19 protein-coding genes are annotated in these 21,385 nt (G+C 60.6%); 12 read left to right on the forward strand and 7 right to left on the reverse strand.

Annotated features, from left to right (window positions below):
* Positions 1-64 precede the first annotated feature (64 nt).
* Both BW43_RS26720 and rarD read left to right on the forward strand, forming a co-directional pair.
* On the forward strand, positions 65-1,039 hold the full coding sequence (locus tag BW43_RS26720) for a serine/threonine protein kinase (RefSeq protein ID WP_032883927.1): 975 nt from the start codon (positions 65-67) through the stop codon (positions 1,037-1,039).
* A 129-nt stretch (positions 1,040-1,168) separates the two neighbouring features.
* Positions 1,169-2,053 (forward strand): EamA family transporter RarD, encoded by an 885-nt coding sequence (rarD, locus tag BW43_RS26715; protein ID WP_032883928.1) that lies wholly within the window; start codon positions 1,169-1,171, stop codon positions 2,051-2,053.
* 111 nt (positions 2,054-2,164) lie between these two features.
* Here the strand turns inward: rarD and BW43_RS26710 are convergent, their stop codons facing one another.
* Positions 2,165-2,677 (reverse strand): glycine cleavage system protein R, encoded by a 513-nt coding sequence (locus tag BW43_RS26710; RefSeq protein ID WP_032883932.1) that lies wholly within the window; start codon positions 2,675-2,677, stop codon positions 2,165-2,167.
* Between the two features lie 266 nt (positions 2,678-2,943).
* Between BW43_RS26710 and BW43_RS26705 the strand changes: the two genes are divergently transcribed.
* Positions 2,944-5,121: a malate synthase G gene (locus tag BW43_RS26705; RefSeq protein WP_032883935.1), complete on the forward strand. Its 2,178-nt coding sequence runs from the start codon at positions 2,944-2,946 to the stop codon at positions 5,119-5,121.
* A gap of 118 nt (positions 5,122-5,239) precedes the next feature.
* On the opposite strand, the gene BW43_RS26700 is transcribed toward BW43_RS26705, so the two are convergent.
* On the reverse strand, positions 5,240-5,686 hold the full coding sequence (locus tag BW43_RS26700; protein WP_032884510.1) for a response regulator: 447 nt from the start codon (positions 5,684-5,686) through the stop codon (positions 5,240-5,242).
* Positions 5,687-5,932: 246 nt separating this feature from the next.
* Between BW43_RS26700 and BW43_RS26695 the strand changes: the two genes are divergently transcribed.
* The 8 genes from BW43_RS26695 (at position 5,933) to BW43_RS26660 (ending at position 15,222) form a co-directional block, all read left to right on the forward strand.
* On the forward strand, positions 5,933-7,855 hold the full coding sequence (locus tag BW43_RS26695; protein ID WP_032884511.1) for a putative nucleotidyltransferase substrate binding domain-containing protein: 1,923 nt from the start codon (positions 5,933-5,935) through the stop codon (positions 7,853-7,855).
* Positions 7,852-8,559, forward strand: coding sequence for a PolC-type DNA polymerase III (locus tag BW43_RS26690; protein ID WP_032883937.1), 708 nt, complete (start codon positions 7,852-7,854; stop codon positions 8,557-8,559). The genes BW43_RS26695 and BW43_RS26690 overlap by 4 nt, the downstream gene beginning before the upstream one ends.
* Before the next feature lie 429 nt (positions 8,560-8,988).
* Complete coding sequence (locus tag BW43_RS26685) at positions 8,989-9,507, forward strand: RNA polymerase sigma factor (RefSeq protein ID WP_032883939.1); 519 nt, start codon at positions 8,989-8,991, stop codon at positions 9,505-9,507.
* Positions 9,504-10,472 (forward strand): FecR domain-containing protein, encoded by a 969-nt coding sequence (locus BW43_RS26680; protein ID WP_032883941.1) that lies wholly within the window; start codon positions 9,504-9,506, stop codon positions 10,470-10,472. Before BW43_RS26685 ends, BW43_RS26680 begins: the two co-directional genes overlap by 4 nt.
* A gap of 157 nt (positions 10,473-10,629) precedes the next feature.
* Entirely contained in the window at positions 10,630-13,059 is a 2,430-nt protein-coding gene (locus tag BW43_RS26675) for a TonB-dependent siderophore receptor (protein ID WP_032883943.1), read from the forward strand.
* Positions 13,060-13,122: 63 nt separating this feature from the next.
* Positions 13,123-14,226 (forward strand): PepSY domain-containing protein, encoded by a 1,104-nt coding sequence (locus BW43_RS26670; protein WP_032883945.1) that lies wholly within the window; start codon positions 13,123-13,125, stop codon positions 14,224-14,226.
* Positions 14,223-14,405: a hypothetical protein gene (locus BW43_RS26665; protein ID WP_032883948.1), complete on the forward strand. Its 183-nt coding sequence runs from the start codon at positions 14,223-14,225 to the stop codon at positions 14,403-14,405. Before BW43_RS26670 ends, BW43_RS26665 begins: the two co-directional genes overlap by 4 nt.
* A 187-nt stretch (positions 14,406-14,592) precedes the next feature.
* On the forward strand, positions 14,593-15,222 hold the full coding sequence (locus BW43_RS26660; RefSeq protein WP_032883949.1) for a glutathione S-transferase: 630 nt from the start codon (positions 14,593-14,595) through the stop codon (positions 15,220-15,222).
* 452 nt (positions 15,223-15,674) lie between these two features.
* On the opposite strand, the gene creD is transcribed toward BW43_RS26660, so the two are convergent.
* From creD to BW43_RS26635, 4 genes are read right to left on the reverse strand one after another with little or no spacing between them, the layout of a single operon-like run.
* A complete protein-coding gene (gene creD / locus BW43_RS26650; RefSeq protein WP_032883954.1) occupies positions 15,675-17,048 on the reverse strand; it encodes a cell envelope integrity protein CreD in 1,374 nt (457 codons plus the stop codon).
* A gap of 51 nt (positions 17,049-17,099) precedes the next feature.
* A complete protein-coding gene (gene creC / locus BW43_RS26645; protein ID WP_032883957.1) occupies positions 17,100-18,539 on the reverse strand; it encodes a two-component system sensor histidine kinase CreC in 1,440 nt (479 codons plus the stop codon).
* Positions 18,539-19,207 (reverse strand): two-component system response regulator CreB, encoded by a 669-nt coding sequence (gene creB, locus BW43_RS26640; protein ID WP_032883959.1) that lies wholly within the window; start codon positions 19,205-19,207, stop codon positions 18,539-18,541. Before creB ends, creC begins: the two co-directional genes overlap by 1 nt.
* Positions 19,208-19,216: 9 nt before the next feature.
* Positions 19,217-19,717 carry an ATP-dependent zinc protease gene (locus BW43_RS26635; protein WP_032883961.1) on the reverse strand — a complete coding sequence of 167 codons (501 nt, stop codon included), beginning with the start codon at positions 19,715-19,717 and terminating at the stop codon, positions 19,217-19,219.
* A gap of 172 nt (positions 19,718-19,889) precedes the next feature.
* Here BW43_RS26635 and BW43_RS26630 point away from each other — a divergent pair, with 172 nt between their 5' ends.
* The gene (locus BW43_RS26630; RefSeq protein WP_032883962.1) at positions 19,890-20,777 is read left to right on the forward strand and encodes an acyltransferase; all 888 of its coding nucleotides are present in this window, start codon (positions 19,890-19,892) and stop codon (positions 20,775-20,777) included.
* Here BW43_RS26630 and BW43_RS26625 read toward each other — a convergent pair.
* Entirely contained in the window at positions 20,774-21,346 is a 573-nt protein-coding gene (locus BW43_RS26625) for a DUF2780 domain-containing protein (RefSeq protein WP_032883963.1), read from the reverse strand. The genes BW43_RS26630 and BW43_RS26625 overlap by 4 nt on opposite strands.
* Between the last annotated feature and the right edge of the window lie 39 nt (positions 21,347-21,385).

Here is a 21,385-nt window from a genome sequence, read left to right on the forward strand (position 1 = left end):
TCTCAGGCTTGGTGCGTTACCATACCCGGCCGGAAGCGGCGCCCTGCTGCCCGCAGGAGTTCCCATGGCCCATCCGTTTGAAACCCTCACCCCTGACCTCGTGCTCGACGCCGTCGAAAGCATCGGTTTCCTCAGCGATGCTCGTGTTCTGGCGCTCAACAGCTACGAAAACCGCGTGTATCAGGTGGGTATCGAAGACGGTGAACCGCTGATCGCCAAGTTCTATCGCCCTCAACGCTGGACCAACGACGCGATCCTTGAAGAACACCGCTTCACCTTCGAGCTGGCCGACTGCGAAGTGCCAGTAGTCGCGCCATTGATCCACAACGGCGAGAGCCTGTTCGAACACGCCGGTTTCCGCTTCACCTTGTTCCCTCGCCGTGGCGGCCGTGCGCCAGAGCCCGGCAACCTTGATCAACTGTATCGACTCGGGCAACTGCTCGGCCGTTTGCACGCGGTGGGTTCGACCCGCCCGTTCGAACACCGTGAAGCCCTGGGCGTGAAGAACTTCGGTCACGATTCACTCAACACGCTGCTCGAAGGCAATTTCATTCCCAAAAGCCTGCTGCCGGCCTACGAGTCCGTTGCCCGCGACCTGCTCAAGCGTGTGGAAGAGGTCTACAAGGCCACACCGCACAAGAACATCCGCATGCACGGCGATTGCCACCCCGGCAACATGATGTGCCGCGACGAGATGTTCCATATCGTCGACCTGGATGACTGCCGTATGGGGCCGGCGGTGCAGGACCTGTGGATGATGCTCGCTGGCGACCGTCAGGAATGCCTGGGCCAACTGTCCGAGTTGATGGACGGCTATCAGGAATTCCACGATTTCGACCCGCGGGAATTGGCGCTCATCGAACCGCTGCGCGCCCTGCGCCTGATGCACTACAGCGCTTGGCTGGCGCGGCGTTGGGACGATCCCGCCTTCCCCCACAGCTTCCCGTGGTTCGGCAGCGAGCGGTATTGGGGTGATCAGGTGCTGGCACTGCGCGAGCAGCTTTCGGCGCTCAATGAAGAGCCGCTCAAACTCTTCTGATTGCTTTCGAACGTGGGAGGGGGCTTGCACCCTCCTACACTAAGCAGACCTCATTACCAAGCCAGTCCCATTGCCTGACAAATATCCTTACAATCGCGCTTTGTTAGCTGCCTAAGCAAGGATTCTGCAATGCACGCCGCCAACCCCCGCAAGGGGTACATCCTGGGCCTGAGCGCCTATGTCATCTGGGGCTTGTTCCCGCTCTACTTCAAAGCCATCGCCAGCGTACCCGCCGCCGAGATCATCGTTCACCGTGTGCTGTGGTCGGCGTTGTTCGGTGGCTTGCTGTTGATGGTGTGGAAGCATCCCGGTTGGTTCCGCGAGCTGCGCGACAACCCCCAGCGTCTGGCGATCCTTGCCCTCAGCGGTTCGTTGATTGCCGGTAACTGGCTGACGTATGTGTGGTCGGTGAACAGTGGCCGCATGCTGGAAGCCAGCCTGGGTTACTACATCAACCCGTTGGTGAATGTACTGCTGGGCATGTTGCTTCTCGGCGAACGCTTGCGTCGCCTGCAATGGGCTGCCGTGGGCCTGGCCGCAGTGGGCGTGGCGCAACAGGTGTGGCAAGTGGGCAGTTTGCCGTGGGTGTCGTTGGTGCTGGCGCTGACCTTTGGCTTCTACGGCCTGATCCGCAAACAGGCACCGGTCAAGGCGCTACCAGGGCTGGTGGTGGAAACCTGGATGCTGGTGCCAATTGCCGTCGCGTGGCTGCTGTTCAACCCCTCCGCCCACAGTGCGCAACTGGCGTTCTGGAGTACGTCCGAAGCCTGGTGGCTGGTGGCCGCGGGTCCGGTAACGCTCATCCCGCTGGTGTGCTTCAACGCCGCCGCACGGCATTTGCCGTACACCGCGCTGGGTTTCTTGCAGTACGTCGCGCCGACCCTGGTGTTGCTCGAAGCCGTACTGCTGTTCGGCGAACACCTGGCGCCAAGCACGCTGATTGCCTTCGCCTTTATCTGGGCTGGGTTGGTGGTCTACAGCGTGGACGCCTGGCTGACCGTGCGCAAACGCTGATCAAATAACGTACAGCATCCTGCAAGCCACAGCCGGCATGGCTTGCAGGCATTCACCCCAAGGTTATCCACAGGCCCATGCAAGATTTCCATGCATAACCTTGTGGACAAATTATTCCTCGTTACGCAGCTCCACCATCAAGTCATCGGCCAAGGTTTCCAGGGATTGCTGCAAGCTCTCCAGGGACAACGATGGTGGCACCTGCAACAACGCTTCAGCTGTGAACAGCGGGTCGCCACTCATAGGGGCCGGGCGCACATCCGTGCTCAAGCGCTCCAGGTTCACGCCCTGCTGACTCAATAACGCCGTGATCTCACGCACGATGCCCGAACGGTCATTGCCCACCAACGTCATCACAATTGGTTTGGACGCCGAGGCCTGCCCAGTGCTGCCCTCACCCACCAGCACGCGAATGCCGTGTGTGGATAAGTCCTCCAGCGCCCCCAATAACGCCTGACGGCTTTCCGTAGGTACGCTGACCCGCAGGATCCCAGCAAACTGCCCGGCCATATGGGCCATGCGGCTTTCCAGCCAGTTGCCACCGTGGGCGGCAATGTTCTGCGCGATGCGCTCGACCAGGCCGGGTTTGTCGGCGGCGATAATTGTGAGTACAAGATGGTCCATGGCGAAGCCCTCTGAATTCAATCTACAAGGTGGACCCGGGGGCCCACGAAAACAAATCGTGTACCATTTTTATATTTATCTGGAACAATCTAATAGTTTTTTGAGAACATCCTGTTCTCCGCTGTGACCGTACGACCAAAGTGGGTCGCTAAACGACGTATTTAGTCTAATTTTCACAACCGCAAGTCATCATGTAGTATGCCCAACAGTGCACTACATAATGAAAATCTGAAAAAGCGCATAAGCTCCGCAGAGTGAGGCAAGCAATGACTGAACACGTTCAAGTCGGTGGCCTGCAGGTCGCCAAAGTCCTGTTCGACTTCGTGAACAACGAAGCCATTCCCGGTACCGGCATCACTGCCGACCAGTTCTGGGCCGGCGCCGACAAGGTCATCCATGACCTGGCACCGAAGAACAAAGCCCTACTCGCCAAACGCGACGATTTCCAGGCGCGCATCGATACCTGGCACCAGACCCATGCCGGCCAGGCTCACGACCCGGTGGCCTACAAAGCCTTCCTGCAAGACATCGGATACCTGCTGCCAGAAGCCGCAGACTTCCAGGCTTCGACCCAAAACGTCGATGACGAAATCGCCCGTATGGCCGGCCCACAGCTGGTGGTGCCGGTGATGAATGCCCGTTTCGCCCTCAACGCCTCTAATGCGCGTTGGGGTTCGCTGTACGACGCGCTGTATGGCACCGACGCCATCAGCGAAGCCGACGGCGCCGAGAAGGGCAAGGGCTACAACAAAGTGCGTGGCGACAAAGTGATTGCCTTCGCCCGTGCCTTCCTCGACGAAGCCGCGCCGCTCAGCGCCGGCAGCCACGTCGATTCAACCGGTTACAAGATCGTCGACGGCACATTGATCGTCAGCCTCAAGGGCGGCAGCAACAGCGGCCTGCGTGACGATGCGCAGCTGATCGGCTTCCAGGGCCCGGCGGCCGAGCCGATTGCGATCCTGCTCAAACACAACGGCCTGCACTTCGAAATCCAGATCGACGCCAGCACCCCGGTCGGCCAGACCGACGCCGCCGGCGTGAAAGACGTACTGATGGAAGCTGCGCTGACCACCATCATGGACTGCGAAGACTCCGTCGCCGCCGTGGATGCCGACGACAAAGTGGTGATCTACCGCAACTGGCTCGGCCTGATGAAGGGCGACTTGGCCGAAGAAGTGGCCAAGGGCGGCAAGACCTTCACCCGTACCATGAACCCTGACCGTGTCTACACCGGCATCGACGGTCAGGACGTGACGTTGCATGGCCGTTCGTTGTTGTTCGTGCGCAACGTTGGTCACTTGATGACCATCGACGCGATCCTCGACAAGAACGGCGATGAAGTGCCGGAAGGCATCCTCGACGGCCTGGTCACCAGCCTGGCGGCGGTCCACAGCCTCAACGGCAACAACACCCGCAAGAACAGCCGCACCGGTTCGGTGTACATCGTGAAGCCGAAAATGCACGGTCCGGAAGAAGCCGCGTTTACCAACGAGCTGTTCGGTCGCATCGAAGACGTGCTGAACCTGCCGCGCAACACCCTCAAGGTCGGGATCATGGACGAGGAGCGCCGCACCACGGTCAACCTCAAGGCCTGCATCAAGGCGGCCAGCGAGCGCGTGGTGTTTATTAACACCGGCTTCCTGGACCGTACCGGCGACGAAATCCACACCTCCATGGAAGCGGGCGCGATGGTGCGCAAGGCCGCCATGAAGGCCGAAAAATGGATCGGCGCCTACGAGAACTGGAACGTCGATATCGGCTTGAGCACGGGCCTGCAAGGCCGCGCACAGATCGGTAAAGGCATGTGGGCGATGCCCGACCTGATGGCCGCGATGCTCGAACAGAAAATCGCTCACCCATTGGCCGGTGCCAACACCGCCTGGGTACCGTCGCCTACGGCGGCTGCGCTGCACGCCCTGCACTATCACAAGGTTGACGTATTCGCCCGCCAAGCCGAACTGGCCACGCGCGAGCGCGCCTCGGTGGACGACATCCTGACCATCCCCCTGGCCAGCAACACCGATTGGTCCGAGGAAGAAATCCGCAACGAGCTGGACAACAACGCCCAGGGCATCCTCGGCTACGTGGTCCGCTGGATCGACCAGGGCGTCGGCTGCTCCAAAGTGCCGGACATCAACGATGTGGGCCTGATGGAAGACCGCGCCACCCTGCGTATTTCCAGCCAGCACATCGCCAACTGGTTGCGCCACGGCATCGTCAACGAAGCCCAGGTGATGGAAAGCCTCAAGCGCATGGCGCCAGTGGTGGACCGTCAGAACGCAGGGGACGCGCTGTATCGCCCACTGGCCCCGGACTTCGACAGCAACATCGCGTTCCAGGCAGCGGTGGAGTTGGTGATTGAAGGGACCAAGCAACCCAACGGTTACACCGAGCCGGTGTTGCACCGTCGGCGTCGGGAGTTCAAGGCTAAAAACGGCCTGTAAATGAAAAAGCCCTGATCGAGAGATCAGGGCTTTTTCTTTGGGGCTGTGTTGTGGATGTACGCGGTCAACTGTGGGACGGGGCTTGCTCCCGACGAAGCCCGTGCAGATACCGCAAAAATCAGGAAGCCATGCCCAACTCGCGCTTGACCAGTTTCGCTAACTTCACGCTGTCGATCGGCTTGAGCAAAAAGTCCACCACACTCAAATGCATCGCATCGATCACATCCGGCGCTTCGGCGTCCCCCGACATGATGATGATCGGCAGCGCCGCGCGGGTGGATTCGCGCACTTGGCGGATCAACTCCAGGCCATTGCTCGGTGCCATGCGCAAGTCGGTGATCAGCAAACCGATGGAGCTGCTGGATTTCAACAAATTCCACGCTGCCTCACCACTCTCGGCAGTCATGCAGCGAATACCGTCCAGAGCAAGGATCTCCGCCAGCAGTTCTCGCGCATCCTTGTCGTCATCGACAATCAGCACGCGTTGCGGCGGTAAATCAGGCTCCAGCATCACGGCGCTCAGGGCCTCGCGCTCGGCATCACTCAAAATATCGTGGTCGGACATACGGTTCTCAACAATTTTCATCAATCTCCCAGCACACTCGTCAGACATCTGCGGAAGGGCGATCAATGTGCACTTCGTCGGAAAGTTTGACTAGTGGGTGTTCCACGGGGTTTGGACGATATTCATGTAAGGTTTTTCCCTAGCTCTACGCTGTTTTCATCGACCTAGACTTACGTCCAATGGGCACCTATCGCGTAGGAGTCGACCATGCAGGACGATAACGACAAAAAAACTGCGGTCACTGTTATGAGTAAAGCTGATGCTTTCACGCAGGCGGGTAAAACCGCCGTGTTGCAGAACATCCACGGCACTTTGCAATTCCTGCAACGTTTCCCGCCATTCAATCAAATGGAAAATGCGCACCTGGCATTTCTGGTTGAACAGTGTCAATTACGTTTCTTCGGCCCTGGCGAGAGCATTCTCAAGCCGTCGGGCGGGCCGGTGGAGCACTTTTACATCGTCAAACAAGGCCGCGTCGTGGGCGAACGACCGGACTCGGCAGAAACCACCTTCGAAATCACCACTGGCGAGTGCTTCCCCCTTGCTGCGCTTTTAGGTGAACGAGCCACGCGCACCGAGCATAAAGCCGCCGAAGACACCTTCTGCCTGCAACTGAACAAGCCCGCCTTTATCAAACTGTTTGCCCTCTCCAGCCCGTTTCGCGACTTTGCCCTGCGCGGCGTCAGCAGCCTGCTGGATCAGGTCAACCAGCAAGTGCAGCAAAAAGCCGTGGAAACCCTAGGCACGCAGTACTCGCTCAATACCCGTCTGGGCGAATTGGCCATGCGCCACCCGGTAATGTGCAGCCCGGACACGCCACTGCGCGAAGCCGTGACGCTGATGCACGAGCAACAGGTGGGCAGCATTGTGATCGTCGACGTCCATCAGTCGCCCCTGGGGATTTTTACCCTGCGCGACCTGCGCCAAGTGGTCGCCGACGGCACCAGCGATTTCAGCCAGGCGATCGACAGTCACATGACCCAGGCGCCGTTTTTCCTGACCCCGGACCACAGCGCATTCGACGCCGCCATCGCCATGACCGAACGGCATATCGCCCATGTGTGCCTGGTCAAGGACCAGCGCCTGTGTGGCGTGGTATCCGAACGCGATCTGTTTTCCCTGCAACGGGTCGATCTGGTGCACCTGGCCCGCACCATCCGCAATGCGCCCCGGGTGGAGAACCTGGTGGCGATTCGCGGCGAGATTGGCCAGTTGGTCGAGCGAATGCTCGCCCATGGCGCGTCATCCACCCAGATCACTCACATCATTACCCTGCTCAACGATCACACGGTGTGTCGAGTAATCGAGTTGACCCTCGCCGAAAAAGGCGACCCCGGCGTGCCGTTCAGTTGGTTATGTTTCGGCAGCGAAGGCCGCCGCGAGCAGACGCTTTACACCGACCAGGACAACGGCATTCTGTTCGAGGCCAAGGACGCGGTGGAGGCCGCCGAGATTCGCGGTCGGTTGCTGCCCCTGGCGCAGCAGATCAACCAGAGCTTGGCGCTGTGCGGGTTCAGCCTGTGCAAGGGCAATATCATGGCCGGCAACCCCGAGCTGTGCCTATCGCGGGCGGAATGGGCGCGGCGGTTTGCGGCGTTTATTCGTGAAGCAACGCCGGAGAACCTGTTGGGTTCGAGCATCTATTTTGATCTGCGGGTGGTGTGGGGCGATGAACAGGGGGGCGATTTTTTGCGCCAAAACGTCCTGGATCAGGTCGCAGATAACCGGCTGTTTCAACGCATGCTTGCCGAGAACGCCTTGCGCCAACGGCCACCTGTAGGACGTTTCCGCGAATTCGTGCTGACACGCAAAAGCGGTGAAAAAGCCACGCTCGACCTCAAGGTGCAGGGCCTCACACCGTTTGTCGACGGCGCGCGCCTGCTGGCGCTGGCCAATGGCATCCACGCCAACAACACCCTGGAGCGTCTGCGCCAGTTGGTGGCCAAGGAAGTCATCGAGCCGCTGGACGGCGCCGCGTATGAGGAGGCGTACCACTTTATCCAGCAAACCCGCATGCAGCAGCACCAGTTACAGACCCGCGAGAACCAGCCGTATTCCAACCGCGTCGACCCCGATAGCCTCAACCACTTGGACCGGCGCATTCTGCGCGAATCCCTGCGCCAGGCCCAACGCCTGCAAAGCAGCCTGACGTTGCGGTATCAACTGTGAGTTTATTCGACTGGTTACGTGCGAAAAAACCTGGCCTTGATGCCGCGCAACAACGGCGCCTGGAGCAACTGTCCAAGCCCGCGGCATTGGGCGATAACCCACTGCGTACCCAACGCTGGGTGGTGGTGGATCTGGAAACCAGCGGCCTGAATCTCAACCGTGACCAAGTGCTGTCCATCGGCGCGGTGGTGATCGAAGACGGCGCGGTGGACTTTTCACAGCTGTTCGAACGTACCCTGCAGCGCGCCGAAACAAAGCTCAGCCCCAGCGTGTTGATCCATGGTCTGGGGCCCAGCGCCATCGCCGCTGGCAGTGATCCGGTGGAAGCGCTGCTGGACTTCATGGCATTTGTCGGCGACAGCCCATTGCTGGCCTTCCATGCACCGTTCGACCAGCACATGCTCGGCCGCGCACTCAAGGACAGCCTGGGTTATCGCCTGGCGCATCCGTTTCTGGATGTGGCCGACATCGCCCCACTGCTGTGCCCCGAGGCGCCTATCCGCGAAGCCGGACTGGACGACTGGATAAACCATTTCAAACTGCACGTGGGCGAACGGCATCACGCCAGCGCCGACGCCCTGGCCACGGCGGAGCTGATGCTTATCTTATTCAGTCGTGCGCGACAACAGCAGATCGACTCCCCGAAGGCGCTTCAGGAGCGCTTGAGCCAATGGAAACGGCGCAAGCAAGCGCCCTCTTTCTAACCACTTAAATAAATGACCTTTAGGTGAATGAGCTTTCATTGTGGTGAGCGGGCTTGCCCCGCGCTGGGCTGCGGAGCAGCCCCAATCCAGGCACCGCGTTTCTTCAGTCATAACCCATTGGCAGGTGTTGGGGCCGCTTCGCAGCCCAGCGCGGGGCAAGCCCGCTCACCACAGAAAATCTAGTCACCACAGAAAGCCCCCTCACAACAGAAAACCTACTCACCACAGAAAGCCCCCTCACAACAGAAAACCTACTCACCACAGAAATCCCACACCACAAAGAGCCCGTCTCACCAGGCAACGCTCATCGACCAATGAGATGTCATTAAGCCTTCAACCCGACGGACGCCAATTGCGTCCATCCCACGCCTCTGACACAATCGCGAATAATTCTCGTTAGTTTAAACCCCTTGTTTATTCGGTGATGCCTTGTCGTCGGTCCAGAACCCACACAGTGAGCTTGTTGGCGCGTTGTATCGCGACCATCGCGGCTGGCTGTTGGCCTGGCTGAGGCGCAATGTGGCCTGCCCGAGTCGCGCCGAAGACCTGAGTCAGGACACCTTCATGCGCCTGCTGGGCCGTGACGAGCTGCGCGCCCCCCGCGAGCCACGGGCATTTCTGGTGGCGATCGCCAAAGGCTTGCTGTTCGACTACTTCCGTCGCGCCGCCTTGGAACAGGCCTATCTCGCCGAATTAATGCTAGTCCCGGAAAGCGAACACCCTTCTGCGGAAGAACAGCAACTTATCCTGGAAGACCTCAAGGCCATCGACCGCCTGCTCGGCAAGCTGTCGAGCAAGGCCCGCGCCGCGTTCCTCTATAACCGCCTCGACGGCCTGGGCCACGCGGAAATCGCCCAGCGCCTCGGCGTGTCAGTACCCCGTGTGCGCCAATACCTGGCCCAGGGAATTCGCCAGTGCTACATCGCGTTGTATGGCGAACCGTTGTGAGTGCCATCAGCTCAAAACCGGTCTCCGCCCGTGTGCTGGATGCGGCGATTGCCTGGCAGCTGTCCCTGGATTCCGGCGACGGCAGCGCGGTGGAACGTGAAGAGTTCAGCAAATGGTTGGCCAGCAATGAAGAACACGCTCGCGCCTGGCGCCAGCTGGGGATGCTCGACCAGCGCTTTGGCGTGGCCTCGGGCCCGGCGCGGGCGGCGTTGTTGCAATCGCGTGAAGGTATTCGCCAACGGGTGCGCAAGCTCGGTACTGGCCTGGCGAGTATCGCGCTGGTGTGCGGTTTGGCGTTGTTTGCCGGCGAGCGTTATGTGCCGATCCACTATTGGCTGGCCGACCAACGCACCGCCACTGGCGAACAGCGCACGCTGAAACTCGCGGACGGCACGCAGATCAACCTCAATACCCACAGCGCCATCGACGTACGCTTTGATGAAAAACGCCGGCTGATCGTGTTGCAGGAAGGCGAAATCCTCGTCGAGACCGGCCACAACGACGCGCGCCCGTTCTACGTGCAAACCCGCGACGGCAGCCTGCGGGCGCTGGGCACGCGGTTTATCGTCAGGCGCGAAGACGACGCCACGCGGTTGAGCGTCTTGCAATCGGCAGTCGCGGCGCAGCCGCAAGCATTGCATCAAGAACAGATTTTCAAGGAAGGCCAGCAAGTGCTGATGCGTGGCGACGGCCTCGGCCCAGCACTGGCCGTCACCCCTGCCACCGACGCCTGGACCCGCGGCATGCTGGTGGTCGACAACGCCCGCCTGGGCGATGTGGTGGATGAGCTCAGCCGCTACCGCACCGGCTACTTGGGTGTGGATAAAAACGTGGCTGACCTGCGCATCACCGGCAGCTTCCCGCTGCACGACACCACCCTTGCGCTCAACGCTCTGCTGCCGACCCTGCCGGTGCAGATCGAGCAGCACACGCCGTGGTGGGTAACGGTCACGGGTAAGCCTTAGGTTCTGGGGTGGCTGGGCTATCGCTATCGACGATTCGACTTGCCCCCGATGAGGCCCTCACACCCACCGCAAAAATATTTTGATCCTGCCCTATCACTTCTCGATTCTCGTTCGGCACATAGGCAATTGCGAATTACTTCCATTCAGGAGCCGCCCCATGTCCCGCACGCTAGACACCTTGTTGCGCCCCAGCCTGTTAGCCGTGGCTATAGCCCTCAGCGCCCCGCTGGCCAGCCCTTCACTGTTTGCCGCCGAACAAGCGTCCAGCGTGCGCGCCTACAACCTGCCGGCTGCACCGCTGGCCACCACCCTGAACCAAATCGCCAGCCAGGCCGGCATCGCGCTGACCCTCAACCCGTCGCTGGCCGCCGGCAAGACCTCGGCGCCGGTCCAGGGCCAGTTCGATGCACAAGGTGCACTGCGCGAGGCGTTGCGTGGGACTGGGTTGCAATTGGAACAGGGTGGTGCGGGGACGTTTACCTTGGTGGCGATTCCTGAGGGGGTTGTGGCGTTGCCAGAGACCAGCATCATTGGTCAGGGCGATACCGAAAGTGCCTGGGGTCCGGTCGAGGGCTACCTGGCCAACCGCACTGCCGCCGGTACCAAGACTGACACGGCACTGGTCGAGGCACCGCGTTCGATTTCCGTCGCCACCCGCGAGCAGATGCAGGACCGCAACGTCCAGAACCTGGATGACGCGGTGAAGTACATGCCCGGCATCGTCTCCGCCAGCTATGGCAGCGATACCCGTTACGACTGGATGCGCGTGCGCGGCTTCGAACCGACCCAATTCCTCGACGGCCTGCCACTGCCACGCGGCGTTTACGCCAACCCGAAAGCCGAAACCTGGAACCTCGACCGTCTCGCCCTGCTGCGCGGTCCCGCCTCCTCGGTGTATGGCCAGACACCGCCCGGCGGCCTGCTGGATATGGTCAGCCGCCGCCCCAGCGCTGAACAGAGCAATGCGATCCAGGTGCAATACGGCAGCGACAACTACCGCCAGATCAACTTCGCCAGCACCGGCAAGATCGACGATGAAGGCCAGTTCCTTTACGGCGTCAGCGGTGTGGTGCGTGATGCAGGCACCCAGGTCGACCATATCGATAACAAGCGCTACAACATTGCGCCGAGCCTGACCTGGAACATCGACCCCGATACCAAATTTACCTTGCTCTCGCAGTTCACCCGCGACGATACCGGCACCACCAGCCAGTTCCTGCCGATCCAGGGCACCAAAATAAAATCGTCTTTGGGCGAAGTATCCCACCACAAGAATCTGGGCGATCCTGACTACGAGTTCTACGACCGTACCTACTACGCGCTGGGCTACGCGTTTGAACATCGCTTCAACGATACGTGGCAGTTCAAACAAAACCTGCGCTATACCAAGTCTGAGCTGTCGTTCCAGCAATTGACCGTCGGTTCTTATATCTACCAACCAGCTGACGCGGCGGGCAATATCGCCCGTTCTTCGACGAACGTTGACGAGAACATCGGTCAGTTCGCAGTGGACAACAACTTCCAGGCTGACTTCGCCACTGGCGATATTATCCACACCGTGCTGCTGGGCCTGGATCATCAGCGCACCGATACCTCGTTCCGGACCATCTACGGCACCGCATCGAACATCAACATCTTTGATCCGGTCAACACCGCGCCGACTGTGCGTCCGGTCGGCGTGACGCCTTACTACGACTACAACCAGAAAACCGTGCAGACCGGCCTCTATGTGCAAGACCAGATGGCCCTCGACAAGTGGCGCCTGACGCTGGGTGGCCGTGAAGATTGGGTACACCAGGGCACCACGTACTTCAACAAACTAGACGCGACCAATACCGACCGCAGCAAGAACTTCAGTGGCAACGCGGCGATCAGCTATGTATTCGATTCTGGCTTTGTACCGTACCTGTCCTATGCCGAATCCTTCCAGCCAGCGAGCAACGCCAGCACCGACCCGGTCAAATCGTACAAACCCACCGAAGGCAAGCAGTGGGAACTGGGGATCAAGTACCAACCGCCCGGCTCTAATACCTTGCTGAGCGCGGCGGTCTACGACCTGACTCAGAAAAACGTACTGGTAACCCGCACCGGCGCAGGCAACGAGTCGATCACCGACCAGGCCGGCGAAGTGAAGGTCAAGGGTCTGGAACTGGAAGCCGTCTCTGACGTGACCGAGAACCTCAAGGTGATTGCCGCCTACACCCTGTCCAAGTCCGAGGTGCAAACCGGCACCTATAAAGGCAACCGCCTGCAACTGATCCCCAATCAGCAAGCCTCGCTGTGGACCGACTACACCTGGCACACCGGCCCACTGGATGGTTTCGGTATCGGCTTCGGCGCGCGCTACACCGGCAACACCTATGGCGACCAGGGCAACACCTGGACCGGCAAAGCCAATGCCTACACCGTATTCGACGGCGCGGTGCACTACGACCTGGGCCGAATCGATAACAGCCTCAAAGGCGCGTCGGTAAAACTCAACGCTACCAACCTGTTCAACAAGGACTACATTTCCACCTGTGACGGTTCCTACTGCTACTTCGGCGACCAACGCAGCGTAGTCGCCAGCGCCACTTACCAGTGGTAATCGGCTGAGTTAACAACCAGGCCGCCTCCTTGGGGCGGCTTTGGTGTGTCTGAAGGTTAGAAAATGAAAAGCAAAACCATCCGCCGCTGGTCCTTCATCCACACTTGGACCAGCCTGATCTGCACCGTATTCCTCCTGCTGCTCGCCCTCACCGGCCTGCCCCTGGTGTTTCACCATGAGATCGACCATCTGCTGGGCAACGAGCCCACACTGGCGCAGATGCCTGCCGATACGCCGCAGCTCAACCTTGAGCAACTGGTCGCCAAGGCGCAGGCCCATCGCCCCGGTGAAGCCATGCAATACCTGGCGTGGGACGAGGACGACAAGAACGGTGTGATCGCGATCATGGCCGCTACTGCGGGCACTGAGCCCAATTCGTCCCACACCTTTATGCTCGACGCGCGCACCGGCGAGTCGGTGGAGATGCCTTCGGCCAATGGCGGTTTCACGCTGTTCCTGCTGCGTCTGCATGTGGACATGTTCGCCGGGCTGCCGGGCAAGTTGCTGCTGGCGTTCATGGGCGTGTTGTTTGTGCTGGCGATCATCTCCGGCACAGTGTTGTACCTGCCGTTTATGCGCCGATTGAAGTTCGCCACTGTGCGCCAGGACAAATCCACCCGCCTGCGCTGGCTGGATCTGCACAACCTGATCGGCGTGGTCACCCTGACCTGGGCGCTGGTGGTGGGCGTGACCGGCGTGATCAGCGCCTGCGCCGACCTGATCATCGCCGCGTGGCGTCAGGACAGCCTCAGCGCGATGATCGAACCGTACAAGAATGCCCCGCCGCTGACCCAGCGTGCCCCAGCAACGGAACTGCTGACCATCGCCGCCAAGGCCGCCCCTGGTATGCAGCCGGATTTTATCGCCTTTCCTGGTACACGCTTTTCCAGCGAGCATCATTACGCGGTGTTCATGAAAGGCAGCACCCACCTGACCTCGCACCTGCTCACGCCGGTGCTGATCGACGCGAGCACCCTGGCCGTCACCGCCGTTGCCGAACGACCGTGGTACATGGACGCCATGGGCATGTCTCAGCCGCTGCACTTCGGTGACTACGGCGGCATGCCGATGAAAATCCTGTGGGCGGTGCTGGATGTGTTGACCATCGTTGTGCTGATCAGCGGGATTTATCTGTGGATCGTCCGGCGCAAGGCGGGCAAGGCATGAAGCCAAGACAGTCGAGTTTCTGGAAGGTATTTGGCATCCCGCTGGGGATTGGCCTGCTCGGCGCCGCCGGGTTGTTTGCGGCGTTGCTGGGTGATGGGCTGTGGGATTCGTTGAGTTGGGTGGGGTTGGGGATACCGGCCGCCATTGGCATGTGGGCGTTGTTCAAGCGGCGTGGCTGAGGGCGCTATCGGGGGCAAGCCCCTCCCACAGGTGTTCCGTGGTCGTCATGACAACTCGGTCAACCGTGGGAGGGGCGGTGCGACGATTCGACTTGCCCCGATGAGGCCCTCAAAAACACCCGCACGCCCCCTCGCCAGCCACCGCGCAACCCTCTAGGCTAGCCACAGTCAATTTTGAGGTTTGCCCATGTCCACTCCCAGCATGACCTTGTTCCATAACCCCGCGTCACCGTTCGTTCGTAAGGTCCGCGTGCTGCTGATCGAAACCGGCCAGCAGGATCGCGTGGCCCTGCAAGAGTGCATGCCGACCCCGGTCAGCCCGGACGCGCAGGTGGTGCAAGGCAACCCCGTGGGTAAGATCCCGGCCCTGCGCCTGGCGGACGGCAGCGCGTTGCACGACAGCCGGGTGATCCTTGATTACCTCGACCACCAGCATGTGGGCAACCCACTTATCCCCCGCGACGGCGCGGCCCGCTGGCGCCGTCTGACCCTGGCCTCGATGGCCGACGGCATCATGGATGCCGCCGTGCTGGTGCGTTATGAATCGACCCTGCGCCCGGTGGAGAAACATTGGGCGCCTTGGCTCGACGAGCAGCGCAACAAGATCCGCCGCGCCCTCGCCGAGCTGGAACAGGATGCCATCGCCGAGCTGACCAGCCACTTCGACATTGCTTCGATCAGCGTGGCCTGCGCCTTGGGCTACCTCGACTTCCGTCATCCGGACATGCAGTGGCGAGTCGACAACCCTAAGCTTGCCGGCTGGTACGCCGAAGTCAGCCAGCGACCTTCGATGCTGGAGACCCAGCCGCCGGTCTAGCAAACCGCTCAGCTTTCCTGTGGTGAGTGGACGGTCTGTGGTAGTGGGCTGTCCGTGGTGAGCGGGCTGTCTGTGGTAGTGGGCTGTCCGTGGTGAGCGGGCTGTCTGTGGTAGTGGGCTGTCCGTGGTAGTGGGCTGTCCGTGGTGAGCGGGCTTGCCCCGCGCTGGGCTGCGAAGCGGCCCCAAAACTTGCCAATCGGGTATTGCTGAAAAAACGCGGTGTCTGGATTAGGGCTGCTTCGCAGCCCAGCGCGGGGCAAGCCCGCTCACCACAGACAACCCGTTCACCCCAAAAAATCCACTCACCACAGACCGTCCACTCACCACAGACCGCTCACTCTCCACAGCCCGCCCGCTCACCACGCAAACCTCACTCACCACAACAGCGGAAAACAGCGCGTTAATTTTCTCCACCAACTGCGACCGCTCTTGCCGATCCTCTCGTAACCCACTCATTGCACCGCCTCCAGATCAAACGCCAACGGCTCGACCACCTTGCGCTTGCCCACGCCGTACCAATCCAGTTTGCGCGTCAGCACCATCACCGTTCCCAGCAGGCCGAACAACAGCAGCGAGCCCATCAGCAGCGCGTAATCCTCGGCGCTCAACAGCCCGTATAACAAGCCGTACAACGCCGCCAACCCCGCCGAAAACCCCAGGCCGTGGGCGACGCTGCGCAGCACATGGCACACATAAAAGCCGATCAACATCACACAGGCACTCGCCGAGATCAGGTACGCCAGGGCAAAACCCAAGTGCTCGGACAACGACAACAGCAGCAGGTAGAAGAACGCCAGCGCCACACCCACCAAGGCGTATTGAATCGGGTGCACTGCCAGGCTCTTGAGCACTTCGAAGAGGAAGAAGCCGGCAAAGGTCAGGGCGATGAACAGCAGCGCGTATTTGATCGCACGGTCGCTCTTGAGGTACTGGTCCACCGGATCGATGAAGTTCACCCCGAAGCTGCGGCTGTTGAAGTCCTCACAGCTGTTTTCGGACAAGCAGCCACGCAGGGCTTCTTCGAGGTTGGTGGAGAAGAACGAAGTCTGCCAGTTGGCGGTGAAGCCCTGGTCGGTGACCTCACGCTGAGCCGGCAGGAAGTTGCCGATAAAGCTCGGGTGTGGCCAGTTGGACGCGAGTGAGACCTGGCTGGTCTTGCCCACCGGCACCACTTGCAGTTGCTCGGTGCCCTGCAGGCGCAGGTCAAAGGTGAAGTCCATGGCGGCCGGTTTCTTGTTGTCCTGCGCCGGCAGTTCGACGTGTACACCTTCACCCAACCAACCGACCTGACTGCCCGGCGAGAACTCCAGGCGCTGGCTGCCCAGCTCCAGTTTCAGCGCGTTTTCGATACCGCGAATATCGCTGATGCCCACCGCCAGAAACGCCGGCTCAAAGCGGTAATCGGCATAGTTCTCGGTGATGCCCCATTGCTCCGGCAGCACAAAACGCCCGCTGATGCGATTGTCGGCGTGGAACAGCCGAGCTTGGTAAATGCCCCGTGCGCGCAGTTCTGTCTGCACCTTGCCGTCGAGTTCAAAACGCTCCGGAAGGAAATACAAACGACCACGCACTTCACGGGTTTCTTCGTAGCGCTTGTTGAGCTTTTCATTGAGCTTCCACTCACGCACGGTCTTGCGATACGGCACCACCATCACCGGGCCGGTGAGGCGTTGGGCGTAGCTGGAGCTGCGTGCGATGTCCATCAGTACGCCGTCGCGCAGTTGCTGGCGGTCGCTGATGATGCCGTTGATCATCAGCAACGGAATCAGCAACAGCAGGATCAGCAGCGCAATCGCGCCAAGTTTGAAAAGCAGGCTGCGGTTCATGGGTCTCTCCCTGTTTTGATGGAGAGAGAGTGGGCCGCGCATGTGGGGGATTTATGTGGGCAATGTGGAGACTGTGTGGAGATGCAGTTCTACGCGCACGCCGCCAGGGACGTTACCGATCTGCAATGCGCCGCCGTGAAGCTTCATCACTTCCTCGACAAAGTTGAGGCCCAGCCCCGTGCTTTTGCGTCCGCTGGCCGGGCGTGGCAGGGAATAAAAACGTTCGCTCAGGCGCGGCAACGCGTAGTCGGGAATCGGTGCGGCCTGGTTGAACAGGCTCACCTGCACATCGTTATGGTGCGTCTGTGCAGCGAATGCCAACAGGCCGCCAGGGGGGGTGAAATCCAAGGCGTTCTCCAGCAGATTGCCCAGTGCCTGGCGAAGGAGGAAGGGCTCGCCGAACACCTTCACATCCGCCGCAATCGTCTGCTCCACTTGCAAGCCGGCGCCTTCGATCCGCGCACATTGGGCCTTGAGCACGTCGTCGACCAAGGCTGCCAGCGGGATACTCACCTGCTCTTCCAGGCCTTGGCGTTGTTCCACTTGCGCCAGGTTCAGCAAGCGCTCGATCAACTGCTGCAGGCGTGCGCTTTCACTGTCGATATTGCCGACAAAACGCTGCTGCTGCTCGCGGGTCATATCACCCTGCAACAGCTCTGCCGCGCCACGAATCGCCGCCAATGGGCTTTTCAATTCATGGGTCAGGGTGTGCACGTAATGCTCGACGTAGGCCTTGCCCTCCAGTTGCGTGCGCATGTGCTCCACGGCAGTGGATAACTGCTTCAACTCGCCGCCACGGTAGTGAGGCAACTCGGCGCGCCGGCCTTCGCTGACCGCCTCGGCATAGGCCGTCAGCCGTCGCAGCGCGACGCTCAACCACCACGACAACAGCGCGCCCAACAGCAGGCCCAGGATGACTAATCCGGCGCCGTACCACAGCAGGCGCCGCTCAGTGCGATCCACATAAGGCTGCAATGAACTGTTGGGCTTGGCCACGGTGACCACGCCGATGATCTGGCCGTTGTCGCGGATCGGTGCACCTACGTGCATCACTGATGAAGTGGCGTCATCCGGTTGGCTGCGGGTGGAGCGGGCGCCGTATTCGCCGCGCAGCGTCAGGTAAACATCGTTCCATTTGGAGTAGTCCTGGCCCACCGCTTCGCCTGTGGAGTCGAGCAACACGATGCCTTTGGCGTCGGTGACATAGATGCGGTGGTTGACCTGGTTTTTCGGCAGGCCCCAGATGGTCGCGCCCGGCTGACGGTTCCCGTAGGCCTTGAGCAATTCCTGCCAGTGGCTTTGGCCGAGGGTGCGGTTTTTGACGTCATCGCGCAGGATCTCGGCCAACAGGTTGGCGGTGTCCACCAGGGTTTCCTCGGTGGACTGGCGCACGCCGGGACGGATTTCCTTCATCACCGTGCTGAGCACGAAGTAACCGGTGAGGCCGATAAACAGCGCGTACACCAGGAAAATCCGCAGCCCCAGGCGCATCAGCTGTTGCTCGGGCTGTAGCTGTAGCCCAGGCCGCGATGGGTCTGGATCGGTTCGGCGTCGGCCGCCACGCTACGCAGTTTGCTGCGCAGGCTTTTGATATGGCTGTCGATATTGCGCTCGTAGCCGGCATCCGCCGGTACGCCTACCGCATCCAGCAATTGCTCGCGGCTGAACACCCGCTCGGGTTGTTCAAGCAGGCTCTGCAGCAGACGGAATTCATGGCGCGTGAGGCTCAGGGGCTGGCCCCGATAGGTGATCTGCATGCGTTCCAGGTCCACCTGGAACACCGCCGGTGCAACGCCGGGGCCGACCCGTTTGAGAATCGCCCTGACCCGCGCCGCCACTTCCCGTGGGCTGAACGGCTTGACCACATAATCATCGGCGCCGATTTCCAGCCCCACTACCCGGTCGATCTCAGCATCGCGCGCGCTGAGGAACATCACCGGCACTTCGGTGAAACGGCGCAATTGCTTGCAGGTTTCAAAACCGCTGATGTCGGGCAGGCCGATGTCGAGGATGATCAAGTCGGCGGGAGTCTGCCGCTGATGGGCCAATGCCTCCTGGCCGAGACTCAGCCAGGTGGTGGTAAAGCCCTCGCCTTGCAGGGCGAATATCAGCGTGTCGGCTATCGCCGCTTCGTCTTCGACAATCAGGATGTGGGGCATGGGTTCAAATCAGCAGTCCGGTTTGTCGGCAGTGTACCGACGAGCCGGGTTTACCGCTGCGCCAAATTCACGCAAGGCCTTGGCGCCGATCAGCAACGGATAATTGAAGCTGCTGCGGTCGGTCAGGTTGACCTCGACGGTCCGCTTGACGTTGCCCAGGCACATTTCCAGGTCAATCACCGGGCGCTTGGCGACGCTGGCTTCGTCCTTGTCGTCGTCTTCGTCGGCGCGGCTCTTGATCTTGCTGATGCGCGAGACTTTGTGTTCGTAGACCTTATCGGAGGCGTCCTTGCCGCCGAGACGGAAGCGCACCCAGTCATCGCCATCACGGGTGAAGGTGTCGATGTCGCGGGCCGACAGCGAGGCGGTCAGCGCGCCGGTGTCCATCTTGGCCTTGAAGGTTTCGCCGATCTCCGGCAGTTGAATGTATTCGTAGCGACCGTAAAGGGTCGGTTCGGCCGCCATGACAGGCAGCGCAACGAGGGCAAGCAAGGCAAGGATAGATTTCACTTAGGTGGTTTCCTTGAATTAATTAGGCGGATTCTAGACCGCAAAAGCGACCGTTAGTTAGTCAGCCCAACATACCCGGAACATTGTGAAACATTCGTCCGACGCTTTGCGATTTGGCCTCTAGACTCAGCTTGCTTATCATGATCCGCCCACAAGATCCCAAGAGTTGCTTATGCGCCGCCTGCTCACCGGCTGTTTGGTCACCCTGCTGCTGTTACTCAATACGCTGATCCTGATCGGCCCCTTGCTGGTGTTCGCCCTGCTCAAGCTGGTGGCACCGGGGCGCTACCGTGACTATGCGTCATGGGCGGTGATGTGGATCGCCGAGACCTGGGCCGAGATCGACAAACTGATCTTCGCCCGCTGCATCCCGACGCAATGGGACATTCGCGGCGGCGACGACTTGCGCAGGGACACCTCCTACCTGGTCATCAGCAACCACCAGTCCTGGGTGGATATTCCGGCGCTGATCCAGGCGCTCAACCGGCGTACGCCGTTCTTTAAATTCTTCCTGAAAAAAGAACTGATCTGGGTGCCCTTCCTGGGCCTGGCCTGGTGGGCGCTGGATTACCCGTTCATGAAACGCTACACCAAGGCGTTCCTGGCCAAGCACCCCGAGCTGGCGGGCCAGGACTTGAAGATCACCAAACAAGCCTGTGAGCTGTTCAAGCGCCAGCCGGTGACGGTGGTCAATTACCTGGAAGGCACGCGGTTCAGCGAGGCCAAACGCAGGCAGCAGGACTCACCCTTCACCCAGTTGCTCAAACCCAAGGCAGGCGGTGTGGCGTTTGTGCTGGCAGCGATGGGGGAACAGCTGGACGCAATCCTCGACGTCACGGTGGTCTATCCGCAGCAGAAGATTCCGGGGTTCTGGGACTTGATCAGCGGCGCGGTGCCGAAGGTGATCATCGACATCCAGACCCGTGAGCTGGACCCGGCGTTGTGGCAGGGAGATTACGAAAACGATCCAGCATTTCGCCAGACCGTCCAGAACTGGGTCAACCAGCTCTGGAAGGAGAAAGACGCGCGCATCGAACAACTGCGCGCGCAGAGCATTTAGCTGCCGGTGCCCCAGGCCTGGGCCAGTTTGCCCAGCACCGAACTGCTGGCGCCCTGGCCGCCCAGGTATTGCAGGATCACCGGAGCGAATTGGCCGATCATGCCGCTGTCCATGCCCAACGCGCTGAACGCGGTGTTGAGGTCGTTGGTGTTCTTCACGTTACCCAGCAAGCCGTCCAGGCCGCTGGTTTTGCTGCCACCGGTCTGGCCGAGCATCCCGCTCAAGGCCCCGAGGCTGCCCAATGCATTGTTGCCCGACAGCTGATCCAGGCCCGGCACACTGTTGCCCAGTTGCGAATAATCGTTGCCGCTCAGTTTGTTCTTGGCCAGGCCCAACATCGCGCCGGTGCCACCAACGGCTTGCTCGGGGGTGATATTGAGTTGCGAGGTCAGCGCGCTCAGCAAACCGGCCGTCTCGGACGACGGTGCGGCGGCAGCGGCTTTGTTGCTACCGCCCTGCATGCCGGAAATGGCATTGGCCGCATCACCAAGGCTGAAGCCCGCGGCGAGTACGGGGCCGGCCGCCAGAGTCATCAGGCAGGAAAGGGCGAAACCGCGTGAAATCTTCATTGAAACAACCTCTGGATATAGGTGCGAAAGCAGGCGTTT

Origin of the sequence: Pseudomonas sp. RIT357, from assembly GCF_000632245.1 — a bacterium.
Lineage (GTDB): Bacteria > Pseudomonadota > Gammaproteobacteria > Pseudomonadales > Pseudomonadaceae > Aquipseudomonas > Aquipseudomonas sivasensis.

Bases quoted from the DNA above. Each gene is read 5' to 3' on its own strand.
- BW43_RS26720 (WP_032883927.1), top strand. From the start codon at position 65: ATGGCCCATCCGTTTGAAACCCTCACCCCTGACCTCGTGCTCGACGCC.
- rarD (WP_032883928.1), top strand. From the start codon at position 1,169: ATGCACGCCGCCAACCCCCGCAAGGGGTACATCCTGGGCCTGAGCGCC.
- BW43_RS26710 (WP_032883932.1), bottom strand. From the start codon at position 2,677: ATGGACCATCTTGTACTCACAATTATCGCCGCCGACAAACCCGGCCTG.
- BW43_RS26705 (WP_032883935.1), top strand. From the start codon at position 2,944: ATGACTGAACACGTTCAAGTCGGTGGCCTGCAGGTCGCCAAAGTCCTG.
- BW43_RS26700 (WP_032884510.1), bottom strand. From the start codon at position 5,686: ATGTCCGACCACGATATTTTGAGTGATGCCGAGCGCGAGGCCCTGAGC.
- BW43_RS26695 (WP_032884511.1), top strand. From the start codon at position 5,933: ATGAGTAAAGCTGATGCTTTCACGCAGGCGGGTAAAACCGCCGTGTTG.
- BW43_RS26675 (WP_032883943.1), top strand. From the start codon at position 10,630: ATGTCCCGCACGCTAGACACCTTGTTGCGCCCCAGCCTGTTAGCCGTG.
- BW43_RS26670 (WP_032883945.1), top strand. From the start codon at position 13,123: ATGAAAAGCAAAACCATCCGCCGCTGGTCCTTCATCCACACTTGGACC.
- BW43_RS26665 (WP_032883948.1), top strand. From the start codon at position 14,223: ATGAAGCCAAGACAGTCGAGTTTCTGGAAGGTATTTGGCATCCCGCTG.
- BW43_RS26660 (WP_032883949.1), top strand. From the start codon at position 14,593: ATGTCCACTCCCAGCATGACCTTGTTCCATAACCCCGCGTCACCGTTC.
- creD (WP_032883954.1), bottom strand. From the start codon at position 17,048: ATGAACCGCAGCCTGCTTTTCAAACTTGGCGCGATTGCGCTGCTGATC.
- creC (WP_032883957.1), bottom strand. From the start codon at position 18,539: ATGCGCCTGGGGCTGCGGATTTTCCTGGTGTACGCGCTGTTTATCGGC.
- creB (WP_032883959.1), bottom strand. From the start codon at position 19,207: ATGCCCCACATCCTGATTGTCGAAGACGAAGCGGCGATAGCCGACACG.
- BW43_RS26630 (WP_032883962.1), top strand. From the start codon at position 19,890: ATGCGCCGCCTGCTCACCGGCTGTTTGGTCACCCTGCTGCTGTTACTC.
- BW43_RS26625 (WP_032883963.1), bottom strand. From the start codon at position 21,346: ATGAAGATTTCACGCGGTTTCGCCCTTTCCTGCCTGATGACTCTGGCG.